The following is a 17,432-nucleotide window of genomic DNA, read 5'->3' on the forward strand; positions in this document are numbered from 1 at the left end:
GGAGGTGTGGTGCCCGAGGGTGCCACACCTCCACTGCGTCAGACGCCAGCCGGATACGTTTCCATCTCGCCGGGGGCCGCCGGGACGGGCAGCGGGTGCAGAGCGGTGGTCTCGTCGCACCAGATGAAGGCGTCGTACCGTTCGCCGAGCCGCGTCGGCACGTAGTTGCCCCAGGACTCGAAGGACGGGTCGTAGACGACCCCGATCGCCCGGTGGTCCGCGGTGTCGGTCACCCAGCCCGGCTGGTCACCGCCGAAAATCAGCACCGCTCGCTCCGGCATCAGCTCGTGCAGCCGCCGTTCGACCGATCCCTCCCGGGCCGGTGGCACCACCATCGACTCGGGAGGCGACCCCCACCGCGGAGCCGCGATCACCGTGCCCCGGTAGCTGCCGAAGCCGATCAGCGCCACCGCGTCGTCGCCGTGCCGCTCCCGGGCCAACTGACCAATGTTGACCATCCCGTCCGCGGCCATGTCGGTGGCACGGGCATCCCCGACGTGCGTGTTGTGCGCCCAGACGATGCCCCTCGCGTCCGGGCCGTATCGATCCAGCAGCCGATCCAGCGTGTCCTGCATGTGGGTGTCGCGGATGTTCCACGAGTCCGGCCCGCCGGCCACCATCGCCCGGTAGTACCGCTCCGCGCCGGCCACCACCTCGGCGTTCTGCCAGGCCGAGAAGCGATCTGGACCGTCGGAGAGGGCGTGTTCGCGGGTCCGGGCGAGCAGCCGGACGACCTCCTCCTCGCAACGGGCGGAGACGAACCGGCTGGCCGCGCCGTACTCCTCGACCCTCTTGCCGTACGGCTCGAAGCAGCGGTACGCGTCCTGCGCCGCCTCCAGCGACGTCGGGTCCTCCTCCCCCAGGTAGTCGAAGATCGCCTGCATCGACTCCCAGAGGCTGTACACGTCGAGGCCGTGGAACCCGGCTCGCTGATCCTCCGGACGCTCCACATTCCAGACCCGCAGCCAACTGGCGAACCGGGCCACCTCGGCGTTGGCCCACATCCAGGTCGGCCACCGCTCGAACTGTCCGAGCGCGAGCTGCGGCTCGAGTGCACCGCCGGGCGCGGCAGTCACCGAACGGTGCACCCGGTCACAGTCCGGCCAGTCGCCCTCAACGGCGACGAAAGAGAAGCCGCACTCCGCGATCAATCGGCGGGTGAGCTGCTCGCGCAGCCGGTAGTAGTCGTAACTGCCGTGGGTGGACTCGCCGATCATCACCACCCGGGAGTCCCGAACGCGCTCCAGCAACGGGTCGAAGTCGCTCGGCGCGCCGAGCCGCTGAACCAGCATGCCAGCGGCTACCCGACCGCCGCTGCGGCAAACCGTGGGTGCGTCGCGGCCCGACACGCCGGGCGCCGGGCCGTCGTGCGAGCCGACCGGGACGGTGTACGCCCACCGCGAGCGGGTAGCCGGCCGACATGACCGTCACCGGGGTTCAGTTGCAGGAGTACCTGGCCGGGCTCGACTACCCGGTCTCCCGGGAGGACCTGATCCGCTGGGGGCAGGAGAACGGGGCAAGCACGGCGATGTTGCAGATGTTGCAGGCGTTGCCGGTGGAGCACTTCGAGTCGCCGGACGAGCTGAACGCCGCGCTGACCACCCTCTCCTGACCTGGGCAGGGTCGTCTGCGGCGGGCACGTGGTCGCGCTCGACCCGACGATGCTGCTGCAGGAGCCGGGCCACTTCGGCGGGGCCCTGCTGGACTGGCTGGAGAAGGACCTGCGCTGGGTCCGGAAGAACACGCCCATCGTGATCTTCCAGCACCACCCGGTCGGGGACGCCTGGTACGGCCGCAAGCACTGGCGCGCCGCGATCGGCGGGTTCGCCGCCGGCCGTCTCCAGGAGCGCGGCGCGACGCTCCTCGTCGACGCGGTGAGCGGGGCGACCCGCTGGCAGGCCCAGCTGGGCTTTCCGGTCTTCAACTCCGGTGCGGTCGTCGACGGCGACGCCGCCTGGGGGCTGGGTGTCAACAGCCAGTTCGGCGCGTTGGACCTGAACACCGGCCGGCTGGACCGGCTGGTGAAGCTCGGCACCGGCTACAGCTTCTCCACGCCGGTGCTGGTCGGCGGTCAACTGGTGGCCGCCGACCAGAACGGCCGGGTACGCGGCGTCGACCTCGCCTGAGTGGCAGGGCGGGGCCCCGCGGAAAAAAGGGGCCCCGCCCTGTCGCCGTCAGGCAGGGAAGTTGACGGTGCGGGATTCGGTGCGGGCGGTTTCGGCGGCGGCGAGGATGCCGACGACCTCGCGGCCGAAGCGGACGTCGCAGCGGTGGTCCCGGGTACCGGCCCGCACCTGCTCGACGAGCTGGTCGATCGCGACGCCGAACGCGGTGGCTGCGTCGTTCTCGCCGAACGGGACGGTTTCGATGCCGTTCTCGCCGTAGAACACGAACTCCCGGGCCATCGACTCGGTCGGGGCGTCCAGGGAGAGCGAGGCGCTGCTGGTGGCGCCCCCCTCGTGGGTGAGCAGCAGGTGCACCATCCCGTTCGGCCCGTCCATCGCCGCCACCTGGGTCACCCGGCCCAGCACCGGCAGGAGGATGGAGAGCGCGTGCGGAGCGATGTCCCAGAGCGCGCCGTGCTCCCGGCGCCACAGCGAGCCGCCGTACGGGCTGCCGTCCTGGAAGATCGAGGCGAACGCGGTGGTCCGTCCGTGCTGCCAACCCCCGACGGCAGCGGTGGCGGCGAGGAAGGCGGTCACGTTCGGCTGGAACCGCTGGGTGAAGAAGACGACCGAGGCGACGCCGGACTCCTCGGCGGCGGCGACGACCCGGTCGGCGTCGGCCACGCTGAGCGCCAGCGGCTTGTCCAGCAGCAGGTGCCGGCCGGCGGCGGCCGCCCGGACCGCGATGTCGGCCTGGATGTCCGGAGGCAGGGCGACGGCGACCGCCTCGCACTGCTCGATCAGCGCGTCGACGTCGGCGAAGGCCGGTACCCCGTACAACTCGGCCAGCGCGGAGGCCCGCTCCGGGTTGCGCCCCCACACCCCGACCAACTCCGCGTCCGGATGTGCGTGCAACGCCTTTCCGTGCGTCTCGATCGCCCAGTGACCGGTGCCGAACAAGCCGAACCGCAGCACGTGTACCTCCACCTTTTCCCCCCGCCGCGGCAACGCCACGGACGTGATCCACGCTAGTCGCCGCACCAGGGGCACCGGCGGCGGGTCGACCAACCGGAGCAGCTCGCGTCCCGTGCCGCTCGGGCGCGACATGGTACGGCCAGTGCCTGTAGAGCTGCCCCAGATTTGGGGCACCACGCACGGTCCCCGACCCACCCCACTCACGGGAGGCCACGCACGATCCCCGAACCACCCCACTCAGAGAACGCCACGCGCGATCGCCGACCCACCCCACCCACAAAACGTCAAGCGCGCGGCCGCCGGCTCGCCCCACGCACGATCGTCGACCCGCCCCACCCACCGACCGGGCCTCACGCACGGTCCCCGACCCGCCCCACTCGTGGGGCAGCTCTACAGCGAGCGGCGGGGGCATGCGGCGGGAGGCGCGGCGGTGGCACGCGGCGCGGGTGCGAGGCGGTGGCACGCGGCGCGGGTGCGAGGCGGGGGCACGCGGCGCGGGTGCGAGGCGGGGGCAGTTGTTTACTACGACGGTTAGTAGGCTGTGCCGGTGACCGACGTGACGACCAGGTGGGGCCGATGACCAGCGCGGCGGCGGCCAACTCGCCGGTGGACGGGGCCCTGGCGACGGCATCGATCGTGCTGTCGCTGCTCGTCGCGGTGTGGGCGCTGGTGGCAGCGTTGCGTCAACGGCCGCCGGACCGGATGCAGTTCATCGGCCTGGGCATCCTCGAATTGGCGCTGCTCGTGTTGAGCGTGCTGGCCCTCGTCGCCGTCGGCGGTGGGGACCGGCCCGGTGAGCCCGGCGCCTTCTTCGGCTACCTGGTCACGCTGGTGTGCCTGCCGCCACTGGCCTGGGTGCTGGCCCGGATGGAGCCGACCCGCTGGGGTTCCGCGATCGTCTGTGCGGTCTGCCTGGTGGTCCCGGTGGTGGTGCTCCGGTTGCAGCAGACCTGGGAGGTGCTCGGTGGTTGAGACACGACCGGCGGGACGCGCCACGAACGCCGGCCCGGGCCGGTTGCTGATCGCGGTCTACCTGCTCTTCGCCATCGCGGCGACCAGCCGGGCTGGTCTGCAGATCGCCACCAAGTTGGGCGAGGCGCCGGTGGCGTACCTGCTCTCCGGGCTGGCCGCACTCATCTACATCGTGGCGGCGGTGGGGTTGGCCCGCGCCGGGCACACCGGCCGCCGGGTCGCGCTGGCCTGCTGCTCGGTGGAACTGGTCGGGGTGGTCGTGGTCGGCATCCTGAGCGTCGTCGACAAGGAACTCTTTCCGGACGAGACGGTGTGGTCGCAGTTCGGCAGCGGGTACGGCTATATCCCGCTGGTGCTGCCGGTGCTCGGCCTGATCTGGCTCTGGCGCACCCGCCGCTCCCCCGCCTGACCCGACGACGAGGGCGTTCCCCTGCACGAAGGAGCGCCCCCGTCGGTGTCCGGGTCAGTCCCGTGGGCCGCCGGCGACGTAGATGACCTGCCCGGAGACGAAACCGGCACCCTCGCTCGTCAGGAACGAGATGGTGTGCCCGACGTCCTCCGGCCGCCCCGGGCGACGGACCGGGATCTCGGCTGCGGCGTGCTTCTGGAAGTCGTCGAAGTCGACCTTCATCCGGGCTGCGGTGGCCGCCGTCATGTCGGTGACGATGAAGCCGGGCGCGACCGCGTTGACGGTCACCCCGAACGGCCCCAACTCGATGGCGAGCGTCTTGGTGAAGCCCTGCAGACCGGCCTTGGCGGCGGCGTAGTTCGCCTGACCGCGGTTGCCCAGGGCGGAGGTGCTGGAAAGGTTGACGATCCGCCCCCACTTACGGTCCACCATGTGCTTCTGAGCGGCCTGGCTGAACAGGAACGCGCCGCGCAGGTGCACCCCCATCACCGTGTCCCAGTCGGCGTTGGTCATCTTGAACAGCAGATTGTCGCGGAGCACACCTGCGTTGTTGACCAGCACGGTCGGCGCGCCCAGTTCGGCGGCGACACGGGCCACCGCCGCCTCGACCTGGTCCCGGTCGGAGACGTCGGCGCCCACACCGAGCGCCCGGCCGCCGGCGCCGGCGATGGCGTCCACCGTCTCCTTGGTCGCCGCCTCCTCGATGTCGACCACGGCGACGGCCATTCCGTCGGCGGCCAGCCGCCGGGCGGTGGCCGCACCGATACCGCGTGCGGCTCCGGTGACGATGGCGACGCGGGGCTCCTCCGACATGATTACCTCCCGGTAACTTGGGGTCGATCGAAGGAGCTTAACCTCCGTCGGCCGTCGGCGGCGATGGCCTGGTTTACACAATGGATCTATACGAGATGATCTTCCGGGCGTAGCGTCGCGAATCGCTGTCACCCCCGGCAGCGAACAGACGACGAGGCAAGGAACGACAACACGTGACGTTCTCGCGTACCCGTGGAGCCTGGCTCGCCGCCGTGGTCTCCACGGCCCTCGCGGCGACCGGTGGATCACCCGCCCTGGCCGCCGCCCCCGGAGCCCCGGCCGATCCCGGCGCCACCCCCGCCCCCGCGACAAGTCTCCCCACCCCACCCGGCACCCACTCGGTCACCCTGATCACCGGCGACACGGTCACCACCCGCCAGAGCGCCAACGGCGGCACCCTCGACGTACGGCGCCCAGACGGCGCCTCGACACCGGTGCGGGTGGTCGAGGCCGGTGACGACCTGTACGTCTACCCCCAGTCGGTACTGCCCTACGTGGCCGCGAACACCCTGGACAAGCGGCTGTTCAACGTCACTCGGTTGATCGCCGACGGGTACGACGACGAGCGGGTGGACCACCTTCCCCTGATCGTCTCGTACGACGCCGGGGCGGCCGGCCTGCGAGCCACCGCACCCGCCGGCGCGACCCGCACCCGTACGTTGAGCAGCATCTCGGGTGCCGCGCTCAGCGAGGACCGCGACAGGGCCGACGAGTTCTGGGCCGCGATCACGGCTGCCCCCACCGCGAAGGCGACCGCCGCGACCGACGACACGGGACGCTTCTCCGGTGGAATCGCCAAGATCTGGCTGGACGGGCGGGTACGCGCCGACCTCGCCGACACCACCGCGCAGATCGGCGCTCCCGCGGTCTGGGCCGGCGGCGACACCGGCACAGGCGTGCGGGTCGCCGTCCTGGACACCGGCATCGACGCGGCACACCCGGATCTGACCGACCGGATCAGCGCGTCCGCCGTGTTCGTGCCGGGCGAGGAGATCACCGACCGGGTCGGGCACGGCACGCACGTCGCCTCCACCATCGCCGGCACCGGCGCCGCCTCCGGTGGCCAGGAGAAGGGCGTTGCACCGGATGCCCGGCTCGCCATCGGCAAGGTGCTCAGCGACGACGGCCACGGGATGGACTCCTGGATCCTCGCCGGCATGGAGTGGGCGGCCCGGGAGGCCGACGCCAGTGTCATCAACATGAGCCTGGGCTCCAACCAGCCCAGCGACGGAACCGACCCGATGAGCCAGGCGGTCAACACGCTCAGTGCCGAGACCGGTGCCCTGTTCGTCATCTCCGCCGGCAACGCCGGCCTGCCCGGCAGCGTGGCCGCCCCGGGCGCGGCCGACGCGGCGTTGACCGTCGGCGCGGTCGACGGTGACGACCAGCTCGCCTACTTCTCCAGCCAAGGCCCGCGGATCAGCGACGAGGCCATCAAGCCGGAGCTGACCGCGCCCGGCGTCGGGGTGCTCGCGGCCCGCTCCCAGTACGCGCCCGGCGAGGGCTCGTACCAGACCATGGACGGCACCTCGATGGCCGCGCCGCACGTGGCCGGAGCCGCCGCCCTGCTCGCCGCGAAGCACCCGGACTGGACGGGTCAGCAGCTCAAGGACGCCCTGGTCAGCACGACCAAGGCCACCGCGCAGTACGACGCCTACCAGGCCGGCACCGGTCGGGTCGACGTCGCCGCCGCGGTCCGCGCCCCGGTCGTCGCCACCGGCACCGTCTCCACCAGCGTGGGTTCCGACACCGCGAAGGCGGGCGGCAGCACGCACCCGGTGACGTACACGAACACCACCGGCCAGCCCATCACCCTGGGCCTCTCGGTGGACGCGCCGAGCGCGCCGGCCGGGCTGTTCAGCCTGTCCGCGACGCAGGTGACCGTGCCCGCGAACGGCACCGCCACGGTCACGTTGACCACGGATACCTCCCGGGCCGGCACCGGCAGGCGGTACACCGGTCAGGTCGTCGCCGCTGGGCCGGACCGGGCCGCGCTGGCCCGCACCGCCATCGCGGTCGGCACGTTCACCCCGTACCACCACCTTCGGTTGGAGATGACCGACCGGGCCGGCAAGCCGGCCCGCGGGATCATCGAGCTGGGGCAGCCGGGCAGCTACGACATCAGCTTCGTCGAGACCGACCCGGATGGCACAGCCGAGCTCTACCTGCCCGAAGGCGTCTACTCGGCGATGAGCTTCCTGAACGTCACCGGCAGCCACGGCCCTAACTCGCTCGGCCTGGCGCTGCTCGGCAACCCCGACATCGACCTACGCACGGACACCACGGTTCGGCTGGACGGAAAGGCGGCCCGCCGGGTCGAATCGTCGGTGCCGCAGCAGACCGCCGACACCTTCACCCGGCTGGACTACCACCGGTCCCAGGGCGAGGGCCGGTGGCGCTCGTTCATCGCGGGCGGCGTGTTCTTCGACAGCTTCTGGGCGCAACCCACCAGCAGGGACGTGCGACACGGCGACTTCTACGTCGGTGCCCGCTGGCGCAAGGAACAGCCGGTGCTGACCGTGGGCACCACGACTGTGAACTTCGACGACGTGGTGCGCCAGCAGGGCACCACCCAATTGCCGAAGGGCAGCGGGACGCTGCCGACGGTCTTCGCCGGCAACGGCGCGGCGAGCGACTACGCCGGGCTGAACGCCCGGGGCGCGGTGGCCGTGGTCCGGCGCAACTGGGAGGTCAGCGACTCCGAGCAGGCCGCCGCGGCGACCGCCGCCGGGGCGAAGATGATGCTGGTGGTCAACGACTTCCCGTGGCGCGAGGTGCGCGACTACTCGGTCGACTTCTTCACACCCACCCCAATCGAGGTGGCGATGCTCAGCACCGACGAGGGCGAGGCGTTGATCCAGCAGATCCAGCGCGGGTCCACGAAGGTCGAGGTCGTCTCGCAGCCGGTCGCCGACTACGTGTACGACCTGGTCCAGGCGTACCACAACCAGATCCCGCGCGACCTGAGTCGGGCCGAGACCCCGAAGACGCTGGCCCGGATCGACGTCGGCTTCAACGTCCCGACGCCGCAGACCCGGGGTGGCGAGTTCCGGTACGACTGGCCGTCGTACAACAACTGGGGCATCGGCCAGACCAGCAACCGCCCGCTCGCCACGGTCCGTACCGACTGGGTGTCCACGGGCGACCTGTACACGTGGGGGCAGGAGGCGTACCTCGACTCCTCGACGTACCAGATCGACCCCCGGACCAGCTTCCGCTCCGGCAGCAGGAGCACCGAGCAGTTCTTCGAGCCGATCGAACGACCACACCTGAACAACAACTTCAAACTGCCGACCCGCTCCGGCGACGCTCTCAACCTCGACGTGCCCGGTTGGGGCGGTGCCGACCACGTCGGCATGGCGATGAGCGCCGCAGGGCAGACCAACAAGCTCTACCAGGACGGGACGCTGCTCGGCGAGAGCACCAGCACGTGGATCAGCGGCACGGCGCCGAGCGCGGCTGACCGGCCGTACCGACTGGTGGTGGGGACCACCCAGGATCCGACCGTCGGCCGGTACTCCACCAGCACCACGACCGAGTGGACGTTCCGGTCGAAGGCGCCGGCCGCCGGGGTGGAGTCGAGCGTGCTGCCGCTGCTCCAGCTCGACTACGGCGTCGACACCGACGCCGCCGGCACCGCGAAGGGCCGGACCGACCTGACCGTCTCCGCCGCGCATCTGCCCGGCGCCACCGGTTGCGGCAGCATCCGGCCGGTCAGCCTGGAGATCTCGTACGACGATGGCGCGCACTGGCAGAAGCAGTCGCTGAACCGTGCGAAGGACGGCTCCTGGACGGCGAAGCTGCGGGCACCGAAGGGCGCGACCTACGTGTCCCTGCGGGCCGGTGCCACCGACAGCTCCGGCAACTCGGTCAAGCAGACCGTGCTCCGCGCCTTCGGCGTGCGCTGATCGGCACACCGCGATGGGGGCGTGACTTCGTCCGGTGAGCACGCAGAGGGGGGACCGCGCCGATCGGCGCGGTCCCCCGGTCAGCTCAGAACCCGCGACCCCGGCAGAGCCGGATCCAGCGGTAGCCGTGGCCGGAAACCTTCACCGCGCCGAGCTTGCCCAGCTCTCCGTAGCCACGGTCGGCGAGCACGTCGATCGGCAGGTCGGCTTCCGGCTCGAGGGTGCTGAGGTCCACCTCGACGTCGTCGGTGCCCAGGTTGTGCAGGAAGACCATGGTGCCGGTCGGCCCGTCCGCCCGGTGTGCGAGCACGCCGGCCGGCATCGCCACGTCGATGTGGGTGGTCGAGCCGGAGCCGATCTCCGGGGCCTCGCGCAGCGTGCGGATCATGCGCTCGAACCAGGCGAGCAGCGACTTCGGGTCGCCGCGCTGGGCGGTGACGTTGACGGTCTGGTAGCCGAACTCACCCTTGTCGATCACCGGACGGACGAGCTTCTCCTCCTCCGCTGTGGAGAAGCCGGCATTCGGCTTGTACGACCATTGCATCGGGGTACGGATCGCCTCCCGGCCAGGCAGCGACAGGTCCTCACCCATCCCGATCTCCTCGCCGTAGCGCAGCACCGGCGTGCCGCGCATCGAGAACTGCAGGGCGTACGCCAGCTCGATGCGCCGCCGGTCGTTGCCGAGCATCGGGGCGAGCCTGCGCCGGATGCCCCGGTCGTAGATGCGCATGGTCTCGTCCGGGCCGAACTGCGCGTACACATCGTTGCGTTGTTCGGTGGTCAGCCGGGACAGGTCGATCTCGTCGTGGTTTCGCAGGAAGGTGGCCCACTGCCCGCCGACGGGCAGCTTCGGGGTGTCGCGCAACGCCTCGATCAACGACTCCGGGTCCTGCCGGGCCAGCGCGAGCATGAGCCGACCGTTGAGCATGAAGTCGAAGAGCATGTGGATCCGGTTGCCGGAGCCGCTGGCGTCGCCGAAGAACGTCGGTAGCTGGGCCGGCTCGACGTTCGCCTCGGCCAACAGGACCGCATCGCCGCGCCGCCACTGCACGTGCTGGCGCATCTCGGTGAGGAACTCGAAGTCCTTCGGTGAGTTCGGGTTGCCCGGCTCGGTCAACTCGATGATGAACGGCACCGCGTCCATCCGGAAGCCGGAGACGCCGAGCTGAAGCCAGAACGACATGACCTTCTTGATCTCCGCCCGGACCTGCGGGTTGGCGAAGTTGAGATCCGGCTGGAACTTGTAGAACCGGTGGTAGAACCACGCCTTGGCGGTTCGGTCATAGCTCCAGGTCTCGTTCTGCTCACCGGGGAAGACCATGCCCTGATGCCGGTCGTCCGGTTCGGAGTCGGACCAGACGTACCAGTCGCGGTACGGAGAGTCCGGCGAGGATCGGGCGGACTGGAACCACGGGTGCTCGTCGGAGGTGTGGTTGACCACCAGGTCGATGATCACGCGGATGCCCCGGTTCTCCGCCTGGTGCAGGAGCTCGGCGAAGTCGCCCAGGGTGCCGAAGCGCGGGTCCACGTTGTAGAAGTCGGTGGCGTCGTAACCGTCGTCACGGTTGGGCGACGGGTGGATCGGGTGCAGCCACAGGCAGGTCACCCCGAGCCGGGCGAGGTAGTCCAACCTCCCGATCAACCCACGGATGTCACCGACCCCGTCGCCGTCCGAGTCGGCGTACGTGTCGATGTCGAGGCAGTAGACGACGGCTTCGGAATACCAACGGTCACCCATGCGAAGGAAACTTCTCCGAACGATCACTACGGCAAACCCGTCCGGCGGCCGGCGACCTCGGTTGGTTACCGTGCCCGTCATGGAGACCGATCTCGTACCGCCGAGCGCACCGTTGGACTGGTCCGTGGGCAGTTGGCTGCACCCGCCAGTACGCGTCGAGGAGGGCCCGGCCGGTGAGCTGGTCGTCGAACCGGCAGCGGAGAGCGACTTCTGGCGGCAGACCAGCTACGGCTTCGTCCACGACAACGGCCCCGCTCTGCTGGCACCGCTGCCGCTCGGCACCGCCATGGAGGTGAGTTTCCGGCTCGACTTCTCGGCACAGTTCGACCAGGCCGGCGCGCTCGTCCGCGTCGACGAACGGACCTGGACCAAGGCCGGCGTCGAGATGAGCGACGGTGAGTCGCAGCTCGGCGCGGTGGTGACCCGGGAGTTCTCGGACTGGTCGGTGGCACCGGTGCCGCAGTGGGCGGGTCGGGAGGTGACCGTCCGGGTCAGCCGGGCCGGCGACGCGCTGACCGTCCGCGCCCGGGCCGACGACGAGCCCTGGCGACTGGTCCGGCTCACCCCGCTGGACCCGGCGGCCGTGGCGCTGGCCGGCCCGTTCTGCTGCGCGCCGTCTCGGGCCGGCCTGAGCGTGGTGTTCACCGGCTGGCGGCAGGGGCCGGCGGACACCGCACTGCACCCGGAGCACTGAACGGCAGGTGTGGGCGGGAAGCCAGTGGGTATGACCATCCGATCCCCGACAGCCGATCCGATGCGGAAGGACGACCATGGCGTACGCCCAGACTGGCGACCCGTCCGAGTTCACCGGGTTGACCGGTTGGGTGGCCTCGGTGATCGAGGTGATGGGCCCGGCCGGCGTGGCGCTGCTGGTGGCGCTGGAGAGCATCGTCCCGCCGATCCCCAGCGAGATCGTGCTGGCGCTCGCCGGCTTCCTGGCTCATGAGGGCCAGTTCAACGTGGTGGTCGTGGTGCTGGCCGCGACGGCCGGCTCGCTGGTCGGCGCGTTGGTGCTCTACTGGCTCGGTGCGGCGCTCGGCGAGGAACGGCTCAAGCGTTGGCTGGATCGCATCCCGTTGGTCGACAGCGACGACCTGGAGAAGGCCGACCGCTGGTTCGAGCGGCATGGCCGGTGGGCGGTGCTGATCGGCCGGGTGGTGCCGGTGGTCCGCAGTCTGGTCTCCGTCCCGGCCGGCGCCAACCGGATGCCGCTGGGTGAGTTCATCCTGCTCACCACCATCGGCAGCGGGGTGTGGAACGGTCTCATCGTCGGTGCCGGCTACGCGCTCGGCAACCAGTGGCAGGACGTGGCCCGCTACAGCGACTGGTTCAACTACGCGATCGTCGCGGTCTTCGTCGTCATGGCGGCCAGTTGGGTGATCCGTAAGATCCGCCGGCGCCGGGAGCGCGACGACCGGCGGTCGGTGACCGCCGGTCGCTGATCCGCTACCGGTCAGCCGGCGACGGAACCGCCTGCGGTCGCCGGAGGACCGCCTGCTCGATCGCCGACCACGTGCTCGTGGTCACCAGGTAGATCACAGCGGCGAGAGGCAGCACCAGCGCCACCAGCACCGTCGTGAACGGCAGCAGGGGCAGCAGCCGGCCGAGCACGGCCGCGCCCGGCCCTTCGGTGGGCGTACCGGCCACCGTGCCGACGGCCGCAGAAGCCCGGCGGGCCCGCCGCGACGACCACCAGGCCACCGCCAGCAGCACGGCCAGCAGCACGGCGAAGAGCGGACCGGCCGCCCCCGCCAACCCGTCGCTGAAGTGGTGGCCCAGCGGGACCCCGGCAAGCCGCTCGTCCAGCAGCCCGGTGCCGCCCTCACTCGTGCTGAACAGCCGGTACAGGACCAGCAGGAACGGCGCTTGGATCAGCAACGGCAGGCAGCCGGCGATCGGGTTGGCGCCAGCGGTCCGGTACAACGCGAACACCTCGCGCTGAAGCGTCGCCGGGTCGTCGGCGTACCGCTGCTGGAGGTCACGCACCTCTGGGGCGAGCGCCGCGCGGCGTCGCTCGCCGCGGACCTGCGCGACGGTGAGCGGCGAGATCAGCAGCCGGACGGCGATGGTGAAGAGCACGATGGCGGCGGCGGTCGCCATGCCGCCGGCCAATGGTTCGAGCAGGTCGGTGAGCCAGGACAGTGCGGTGCCGGCAGCGCCGACAGCGCCGTGCAGTGGTGCGAAGGCAAGCATGGAAAACCCCTCGGTCCGATTCCGGTGGGGTCCTCCCCCGGGCGACGTCCGCTCGACAGGGGGGACCGGTGACGGCGGGATCGGCCGCGTGGCGGCGTGGCGCTACGCGGCCGAGGGGTGCCCTGGGGCGCGGGGACGAGGTCGACCTGCGGCGTCCGGGTCGATCTGCCGGGGCATTCGCCGACCACGCGATCGGGCCCGCAACCCGGCCCAGCGCGGCCCGGCTCCGGGCCCACCCGAGCGGCTGAGCACCCGCGCCGCCAGCACCACGGCGAGCAGCACCAGGGCGGTCAGCGCAGCGCCCGCGAGTAGGTCGACCGGCCGGCCCGCGAGCAGGGTGAACTGGGCGAACGCGTAGATCCACGCGACCCCGAGAAAGCCCAGCGGCACCGGCACGGGCTCAGCATATGGCCCGGTGTCACGCCGCCCGGCCGAATCGACCGGCCCTACCTGGTCGGCACGCCGAGACGACGTGCCGCCACGTTTCCCGGCATCGCCACGTTGGGTAACCAGGCAGTGGACCGACGCGGACGGACCGCGAACGGCAGGAACGGACGGTGGTGTCATGACCGGCCAGGTGGCGGAGGCGCCCAGCGAGATGGCTGCGGCGACCGGTTTGCTCACCGTGGGTGTCGAGGAGGAGTTCCTGCTCGTCGACCCGCACACCGGGGCCGCGGTCCCGGCCGTCGACCTGGTCCTGGAGCAGGTGCCGGCCGAGTTGCGCGGGCAGGTGGAGCGGGAGTTCCAGACCAGCCAGATCGAGATCGGCAGCCCGCCCGGCCTGGAGCTCTCGTCGATCCGGCACTCCCTCGGCGTGCTTCGTCAGGCGCTCGCCGACGCCGCCGAGCGGGCCGGCGTACGCCTGCTCGCCATCGGCACCGGCCCGGTGGACGGCCCGGTGCCGCCGGTGGTGGACAAGCCACGCTTCGACCGGATGATCGAGCGGTTCCGGCTGCTCGTCCCCGGGCCCGGCAACAACGGCATGCACGTGCACGTGGGCATCCCCGATCCGGAGATCGGCGTGCAGGTGCTCAACCACGTACGGCCCTGGCTGCCGCTGCTGCACGCGGTGACGACCAATTCCCCGTTCGCCCGAGGTGAGGACACCGGCTATGCCAGTTGGCGCTCGGTGGAGTGGGAGCGCTGGCCCTCGGTGGCGCCGACGCCGTGGCTGGAGTCGCACGAGCACTACCAGCGGCTGATCCGTCAGTTGATCTCCAGCGGGGTGATGCTCGACGAGGGGATGCTCTACTGGTACGCCCGCCTGTCGGCGAAGTACCCGACGGTGGAGCTGCGCATCGGCGACGTCTGCCCCTCGGTGGACGACGCGGTGCTGGTCGCCGCGCTGGTCCGGGCCCTGGTGGCCACCGCCATGGCCGATGTCGAGGCCGGCCGGCCGGCGTTGCAGACCGACCACCACCTGCTGGTCGGCGCGCACTGGAGGGCCGCGCACGACGGCCTGGAAGGCGAAGCCGTCGACGTCACCACCGGCGAGCTGCGCCCGGCCTGGGAGCTGCTGGACCAGTTCGTGGATCGGCTGCGACCCGCGCTGGAGCAGCACGGCGACTGGGCCGAGGTGGCCGACCTGCTGGGCGGGTTGCGCCGGCACGGCAGTGGTGCGGCCCGGCAGCGCGCGGTGTACGCCCGCACCGGGCGGCTCACCGACGTGGTGCAGGACGTCGCGCGGCAGACCCGCGGCTGATCGCCCCGTGACAGGATGAACCCGTGGCGCAACGGCTGATCGTCATCGGCGGGGACGCCGCCGGCATGTCTACGGCGTCCCAGGCTCGACGCCGCCGCGACCGTGCCGACCTGGAAATCGTGGTCTTCGAGCGAGGTCACTTCACCTCCTACTCGGCGTGCGGCATCCCGTACTGGATCAGCGGTCTGGTGTCCGGTCCGGACGATCTGATCGCCCGGGATCCGGAGACGTTCCGCACGAAGCACGCGATGGACGTGCGGATGCGACACGAGGTCACGGCCATCGACCTGGACCGCCGCGAGGTGGTCGCCCGGGACCTGGACCGCGGCGGAGAGGTCCGCGAGCGGTTCGACGACCTGATGTACGCGGCTGGCGCGGTGCCGGTGAAGCCTTCCTGGGCGGACACGGACGCGAACGGCGTGTTCGGCATGCAGACCCTGGACGACGGGGCGGCGTTGCGCGACTGGCTGGAGACTGAGCCGCGGCCGCGCCGGGCGGTGGTGGTCGGTGGTGGGTACATCGGCGTCGAGATCGCCGAGGCACTGATCCAACGCGATCTCTCCGTGACCCTGGTCGAGGCGGGTAGCCAGCCCATGGCGACGGTGGACGGCGACATGGCCGAGCTGGTCGCCGACGCGATGCGCGGCCTGGGCATCAAGATCCGTACCGACCTGCCGGTGACCGGCTTGGAGCAGCGGGACAGCCGGGTGTCCGCGGTGGTCACGGCCGAGGGGCCGATTCCGACCGACGTCGTGGTCCTGGGTCTGGGAGTACGCCCGAACACCGCGCTCGCCGAGGCTGCCGGGTTCCCGATCGGGCCGACCGGCGGGATCCGGGTGGACCGCCGGATGCGGGTGGCCGAACTGCCCGGCGTCTGGGCGGCCGGCGACTGCGTGGAGACGCTGCACCGGGTCAGCGGGTTGCCGGTGCACGTGCCGCTCGGCACGCACGCCAACAAGCAGGGCCGCGCGGCTGGGATCAACATCGGCGGCGGCTACGCCACCTTCACCGGCGTGATCGGCACGGCCGTGACCAAGGTCTGTGACCTGGAGGTGGGTCGGACGGGCCTGCGGGAGCGGGAGGCCACCCGGGCCGGGTTCGACTTCATCTCGGTGGTCGCCCAGTCGACAAACCGGGCCGGCTACTACCCGGGTGCCCGGCCGATGACCGTCAAGTTGATCGCCGAGCGGCCCAGCGGCCGGTTGCTTGGTGCGCAGATCGTCGGTTGGTCCGAGGCGGCCAAACGCATCGACGCGCTTGCCGTGGCACTCTGGAACGGCATGACGGTGGACGATATGACGTCACTCGACCTGGGCTACGCTCCGCCGTACGCGCCGGTGTGGGACCCGGTGCTCGTCGCCGCCCGAAAAGCGGTCGACGCGCTCGCCGCCCTCGACCGCTGACCGGCGCCCGCCCTGGAGGACCACCCTGTGACGCAGACCCCGACCCGGCCGACGGTGCGTCGGCGCCCCACGATGGTCGACGTGGCCCGGCACGCCGGGGTCAGCTTGAAGACGGTTTCAAGGGTGGTCAACGACGAGCCGGTGGGGCAGGAGTTGGTCAGCCGGGTGCTGGCCGCCATCGCCGAGTTGGGCTTCCGGCGCAACGACATCGCCCGCAATCTGCGATCCCGGCAGCTCAATGCCACGGTCGGGCTGCTCATCGAGGAGATCGCCAACCCGTTCTACGCGACCATCGCGAGCGTCGCCGCCGAGATCGCGGCCGCCCACGGCACCATGCTGATCACCGCTTCGTCGGAGGAGGACCCGGAGCGGGAACGCGCCGTGCTCCAGGATTTCACCCAGCGCCGGGTCGACGGGCTGCTGGTGGTGCCGGCGGGCCTCGACCACTCGTTCCTGCGCCGCGAGGTCGAGCTGGGGATGCCGGTGGTGTTCCTGGACCGGCCGCCGCAGGGGCTGCTGGCCGACGCCGTGCTCTTGGACAACCGGGGTGGCAGCCATGCCGGGGTCAGCGCGCTGCTCGACCAGGGGCACCGACGGGTGGGTCTGCTGCTCGGCGCGCCGAGCGTGCCCACCATCCGCGAACGGCTGGCCGGGGCGCGGGCGGCACTGGCCGCGGCCGGGGTCGAGCCGGACGAATCGCTGGTGCGCGACCGGCTCATCGCCCCCGAGGAGGCCGGGCGGGCGGTCGCCGCGCTGCTCGACCTGCCCGACCCGCCCACCGCCTTCTTCTGCGCCAACAACCGGCTCACCGTCGGCGCGCTCCAGGAGTTGCACCGACGAGGCAGTGACGCCGCGCTTGTCGGTTTCGACGACTTCGAACTGGCCCACCTGATGCCCCGGCCGCTGACCGTCGTCGCCTACGACACCCGGGAGCTGGCGAGGGTCGCCACCGAGCGGCTGTTCCAGCGAATCGCCGGCGACGACGACTCCCCACCGTCAACCATCGTGCTCCCCACCAGCCTGCGCCCCCGAGGCCTGACCCCGCCCCCAACGCGCTAACCCCACGCCGCGCCCGCGCCCGCGCCCGCGCCCGCGATCTTGCACTTTGGGTTGCCAACTTGGCGTGAATTGCAACCTTTGCCGCAGCAGAAAGTGCAAGATCGCGTGGTGAGTTGGGTTGTGCGCGCTGGCCCGGCCCGGGACGGGTCGGGCCA

15 protein-coding genes and 1 pseudogene are annotated in these 17,432 nt (G+C 71.3%); 10 read left to right on the forward strand and 6 right to left on the reverse strand.

Annotated features, from left to right (window positions below; all coding sequences use genetic code 11):
• Positions 1 to 38 precede the first annotated feature (38 nt).
• Positions 39 to 1,292: an erythromycin esterase family protein gene (locus tag JOD64_RS09040; protein WP_204941826.1), complete on the reverse strand. Its 1,254-nt coding sequence runs from the start codon at positions 1,290 to 1,292 to the stop codon at positions 39 to 41.
• A gap of 128 nt (positions 1,293 to 1,420) precedes the next feature.
• On the opposite strand from JOD64_RS09040, the gene JOD64_RS09045 reads away from it, so the two are divergent.
• Entirely contained in the window at positions 1,421 to 1,612 is a 192-nt protein-coding gene (locus JOD64_RS09045; protein ID WP_204941827.1) for a DUF2795 domain-containing protein, read from the forward strand.
• A gap of 28 nt (positions 1,613 to 1,640) precedes the next feature.
• Positions 1,641 to 2,126, forward strand: a complete 486-nt coding sequence (locus JOD64_RS09050) for a PQQ-binding-like beta-propeller repeat protein (protein WP_204941828.1) — start codon at positions 1,641 to 1,643, stop codon at positions 2,124 to 2,126.
• Positions 2,127 to 2,174: 48 nt separating this feature from the next.
• Here JOD64_RS09050 and JOD64_RS09055 read toward each other — a convergent pair whose 3' ends face one another.
• On the reverse strand, positions 2,175 to 3,077 hold the full coding sequence (locus JOD64_RS09055) for a Gfo/Idh/MocA family protein (protein WP_204945984.1): 903 nt from the start codon (positions 3,075 to 3,077) through the stop codon (positions 2,175 to 2,177).
• 579 nt (positions 3,078 to 3,656) lie between these two features.
• Here JOD64_RS09055 and JOD64_RS09060 point away from each other — a divergent pair.
• Together JOD64_RS09060 and JOD64_RS09065 are read left to right on the forward strand one after the other, a co-directional pair.
• Positions 3,657 to 4,052 carry a hypothetical protein gene (locus JOD64_RS09060; protein ID WP_204941829.1) on the forward strand — a complete coding sequence of 132 codons (396 nt, stop codon included), beginning with the start codon at positions 3,657 to 3,659 and terminating at the stop codon, positions 4,050 to 4,052.
• A pseudogene (locus tag JOD64_RS09065) lies at positions 4,045 to 4,543 on the forward strand (hypothetical protein). The gene JOD64_RS09060 and the pseudogene JOD64_RS09065 overlap by 8 nt, the downstream one beginning before the upstream one ends.
• Here the strand turns inward: JOD64_RS09065 and fabG are convergent.
• A complete protein-coding gene (fabG, locus tag JOD64_RS09070) occupies positions 4,516 to 5,274 on the reverse strand; it encodes a 3-oxoacyl-ACP reductase FabG (RefSeq protein ID WP_204941831.1) in 759 nt (252 codons plus the stop codon). The pseudogene JOD64_RS09065 and the gene fabG overlap by 28 nt on opposite strands.
• A gap of 173 nt (positions 5,275 to 5,447) precedes the next feature.
• Between fabG and JOD64_RS09075 the strand changes: the two genes are divergently transcribed.
• Positions 5,448 to 9,182, forward strand: a complete 3,735-nt coding sequence (locus JOD64_RS09075) for a S8 family serine peptidase (RefSeq protein WP_204941832.1) — start codon at positions 5,448 to 5,450, stop codon at positions 9,180 to 9,182.
• An 85-nt stretch (positions 9,183 to 9,267) separates the two neighbouring features.
• On the opposite strand, the gene JOD64_RS09080 is transcribed toward JOD64_RS09075, so the two are convergent.
• Positions 9,268 to 10,920: an alpha-amylase family protein gene (locus JOD64_RS09080; protein ID WP_204941833.1), complete on the reverse strand. Its 1,653-nt coding sequence runs from the start codon at positions 10,918 to 10,920 to the stop codon at positions 9,268 to 9,270.
• A 79-nt stretch (positions 10,921 to 10,999) separates the two neighbouring features.
• Here JOD64_RS09080 and JOD64_RS09085 point away from each other — a divergent pair, with 79 nt between their 5' ends.
• Positions 11,000 to 11,614 (forward strand): DUF1349 domain-containing protein, encoded by a 615-nt coding sequence (locus JOD64_RS09085; RefSeq protein ID WP_204941834.1) that lies wholly within the window; start codon positions 11,000 to 11,002, stop codon positions 11,612 to 11,614.
• Positions 11,615 to 11,690: 76 nt separating this feature from the next.
• A complete protein-coding gene (locus JOD64_RS09090; RefSeq protein ID WP_204941835.1) occupies positions 11,691 to 12,362 on the forward strand; it encodes a DedA family protein in 672 nt (223 codons plus the stop codon).
• 4 nt (positions 12,363 to 12,366) lie between these two features.
• On the opposite strand, the gene JOD64_RS09095 is transcribed toward JOD64_RS09090, so the two are convergent.
• Positions 12,367 to 13,113 carry a YidC/Oxa1 family membrane protein insertase gene (locus JOD64_RS09095; protein ID WP_204941836.1) on the reverse strand — a complete coding sequence of 249 codons (747 nt, stop codon included), beginning with the start codon at positions 13,111 to 13,113 and terminating at the stop codon, positions 12,367 to 12,369.
• Positions 13,114 to 13,215: 102 nt separating this feature from the next.
• Entirely contained in the window at positions 13,216 to 13,509 is a 294-nt protein-coding gene (locus tag JOD64_RS09100) for a DUF6412 domain-containing protein (protein ID WP_307813303.1), read from the reverse strand.
• 169 nt (positions 13,510 to 13,678) lie between these two features.
• Here JOD64_RS09100 and JOD64_RS09105 point away from each other — a divergent pair, with 169 nt between their 5' ends.
• The 3 genes from JOD64_RS09105 to JOD64_RS09115 all read left to right on the forward strand — a co-directional run bounded on the left by JOD64_RS09105 (position 13,679) and on the right by JOD64_RS09115 (position 17,277).
• On the forward strand, positions 13,679 to 14,815 hold the full coding sequence (locus JOD64_RS09105) for a carboxylate-amine ligase (protein ID WP_204941837.1): 1,137 nt from the start codon (positions 13,679 to 13,681) through the stop codon (positions 14,813 to 14,815).
• 23 nt (positions 14,816 to 14,838) lie between these two features.
• A complete protein-coding gene (locus JOD64_RS09110) occupies positions 14,839 to 16,218 on the forward strand; it encodes an FAD-dependent oxidoreductase (RefSeq protein WP_204941838.1) in 1,380 nt (459 codons plus the stop codon).
• A gap of 72 nt (positions 16,219 to 16,290) precedes the next feature.
• The gene (locus JOD64_RS09115) at positions 16,291 to 17,277 is read left to right on the forward strand and encodes a LacI family DNA-binding transcriptional regulator (protein WP_204945986.1); all 987 of its coding nucleotides are present in this window, start codon (positions 16,291 to 16,293) and stop codon (positions 17,275 to 17,277) included.
• Positions 17,278 to 17,432 lie beyond the last annotated feature (155 nt).

It is taken from the genome of Micromonospora luteifusca (genome assembly GCF_016907275.1).
Classification (GTDB): domain Bacteria; phylum Actinomycetota; class Actinomycetes; order Mycobacteriales; family Micromonosporaceae; genus Micromonospora; species Micromonospora luteifusca.

Bases quoted from the DNA above. Each gene is read 5' to 3' on its own strand.
- JOD64_RS09085 (WP_204941834.1), top strand. From the start codon at position 11,000: ATGGAGACCGATCTCGTACCGCCGAGCGCACCGTTGGACTGGTCCGTG.
- JOD64_RS09045 (WP_204941827.1), top strand. From the start codon at position 1,421: ATGACCGTCACCGGGGTTCAGTTGCAGGAGTACCTGGCCGGGCTCGAC.
- JOD64_RS09115 (WP_204945986.1), top strand. From the start codon at position 16,291: ATGGTCGACGTGGCCCGGCACGCCGGGGTCAGCTTGAAGACGGTTTCA.
- JOD64_RS09080 (WP_204941833.1), bottom strand. From the start codon at position 10,920: ATGGGTGACCGTTGGTATTCCGAAGCCGTCGTCTACTGCCTCGACATC.
- fabG (WP_204941831.1), bottom strand. From the start codon at position 5,274: ATGTCGGAGGAGCCCCGCGTCGCCATCGTCACCGGAGCCGCACGCGGT.
- JOD64_RS09095 (WP_204941836.1), bottom strand. From the start codon at position 13,113: ATGCTTGCCTTCGCACCACTGCACGGCGCTGTCGGCGCTGCCGGCACC.
- JOD64_RS09090 (WP_204941835.1), top strand. From the start codon at position 11,691: ATGGCGTACGCCCAGACTGGCGACCCGTCCGAGTTCACCGGGTTGACC.
- JOD64_RS09060 (WP_204941829.1), top strand. From the start codon at position 3,657: ATGACCAGCGCGGCGGCGGCCAACTCGCCGGTGGACGGGGCCCTGGCG.
- JOD64_RS09105 (WP_204941837.1), top strand. From the start codon at position 13,679: ATGACCGGCCAGGTGGCGGAGGCGCCCAGCGAGATGGCTGCGGCGACC.
- JOD64_RS09040 (WP_204941826.1), bottom strand. From the start codon at position 1,292: ATGCTGGTTCAGCGGCTCGGCGCGCCGAGCGACTTCGACCCGTTGCTG.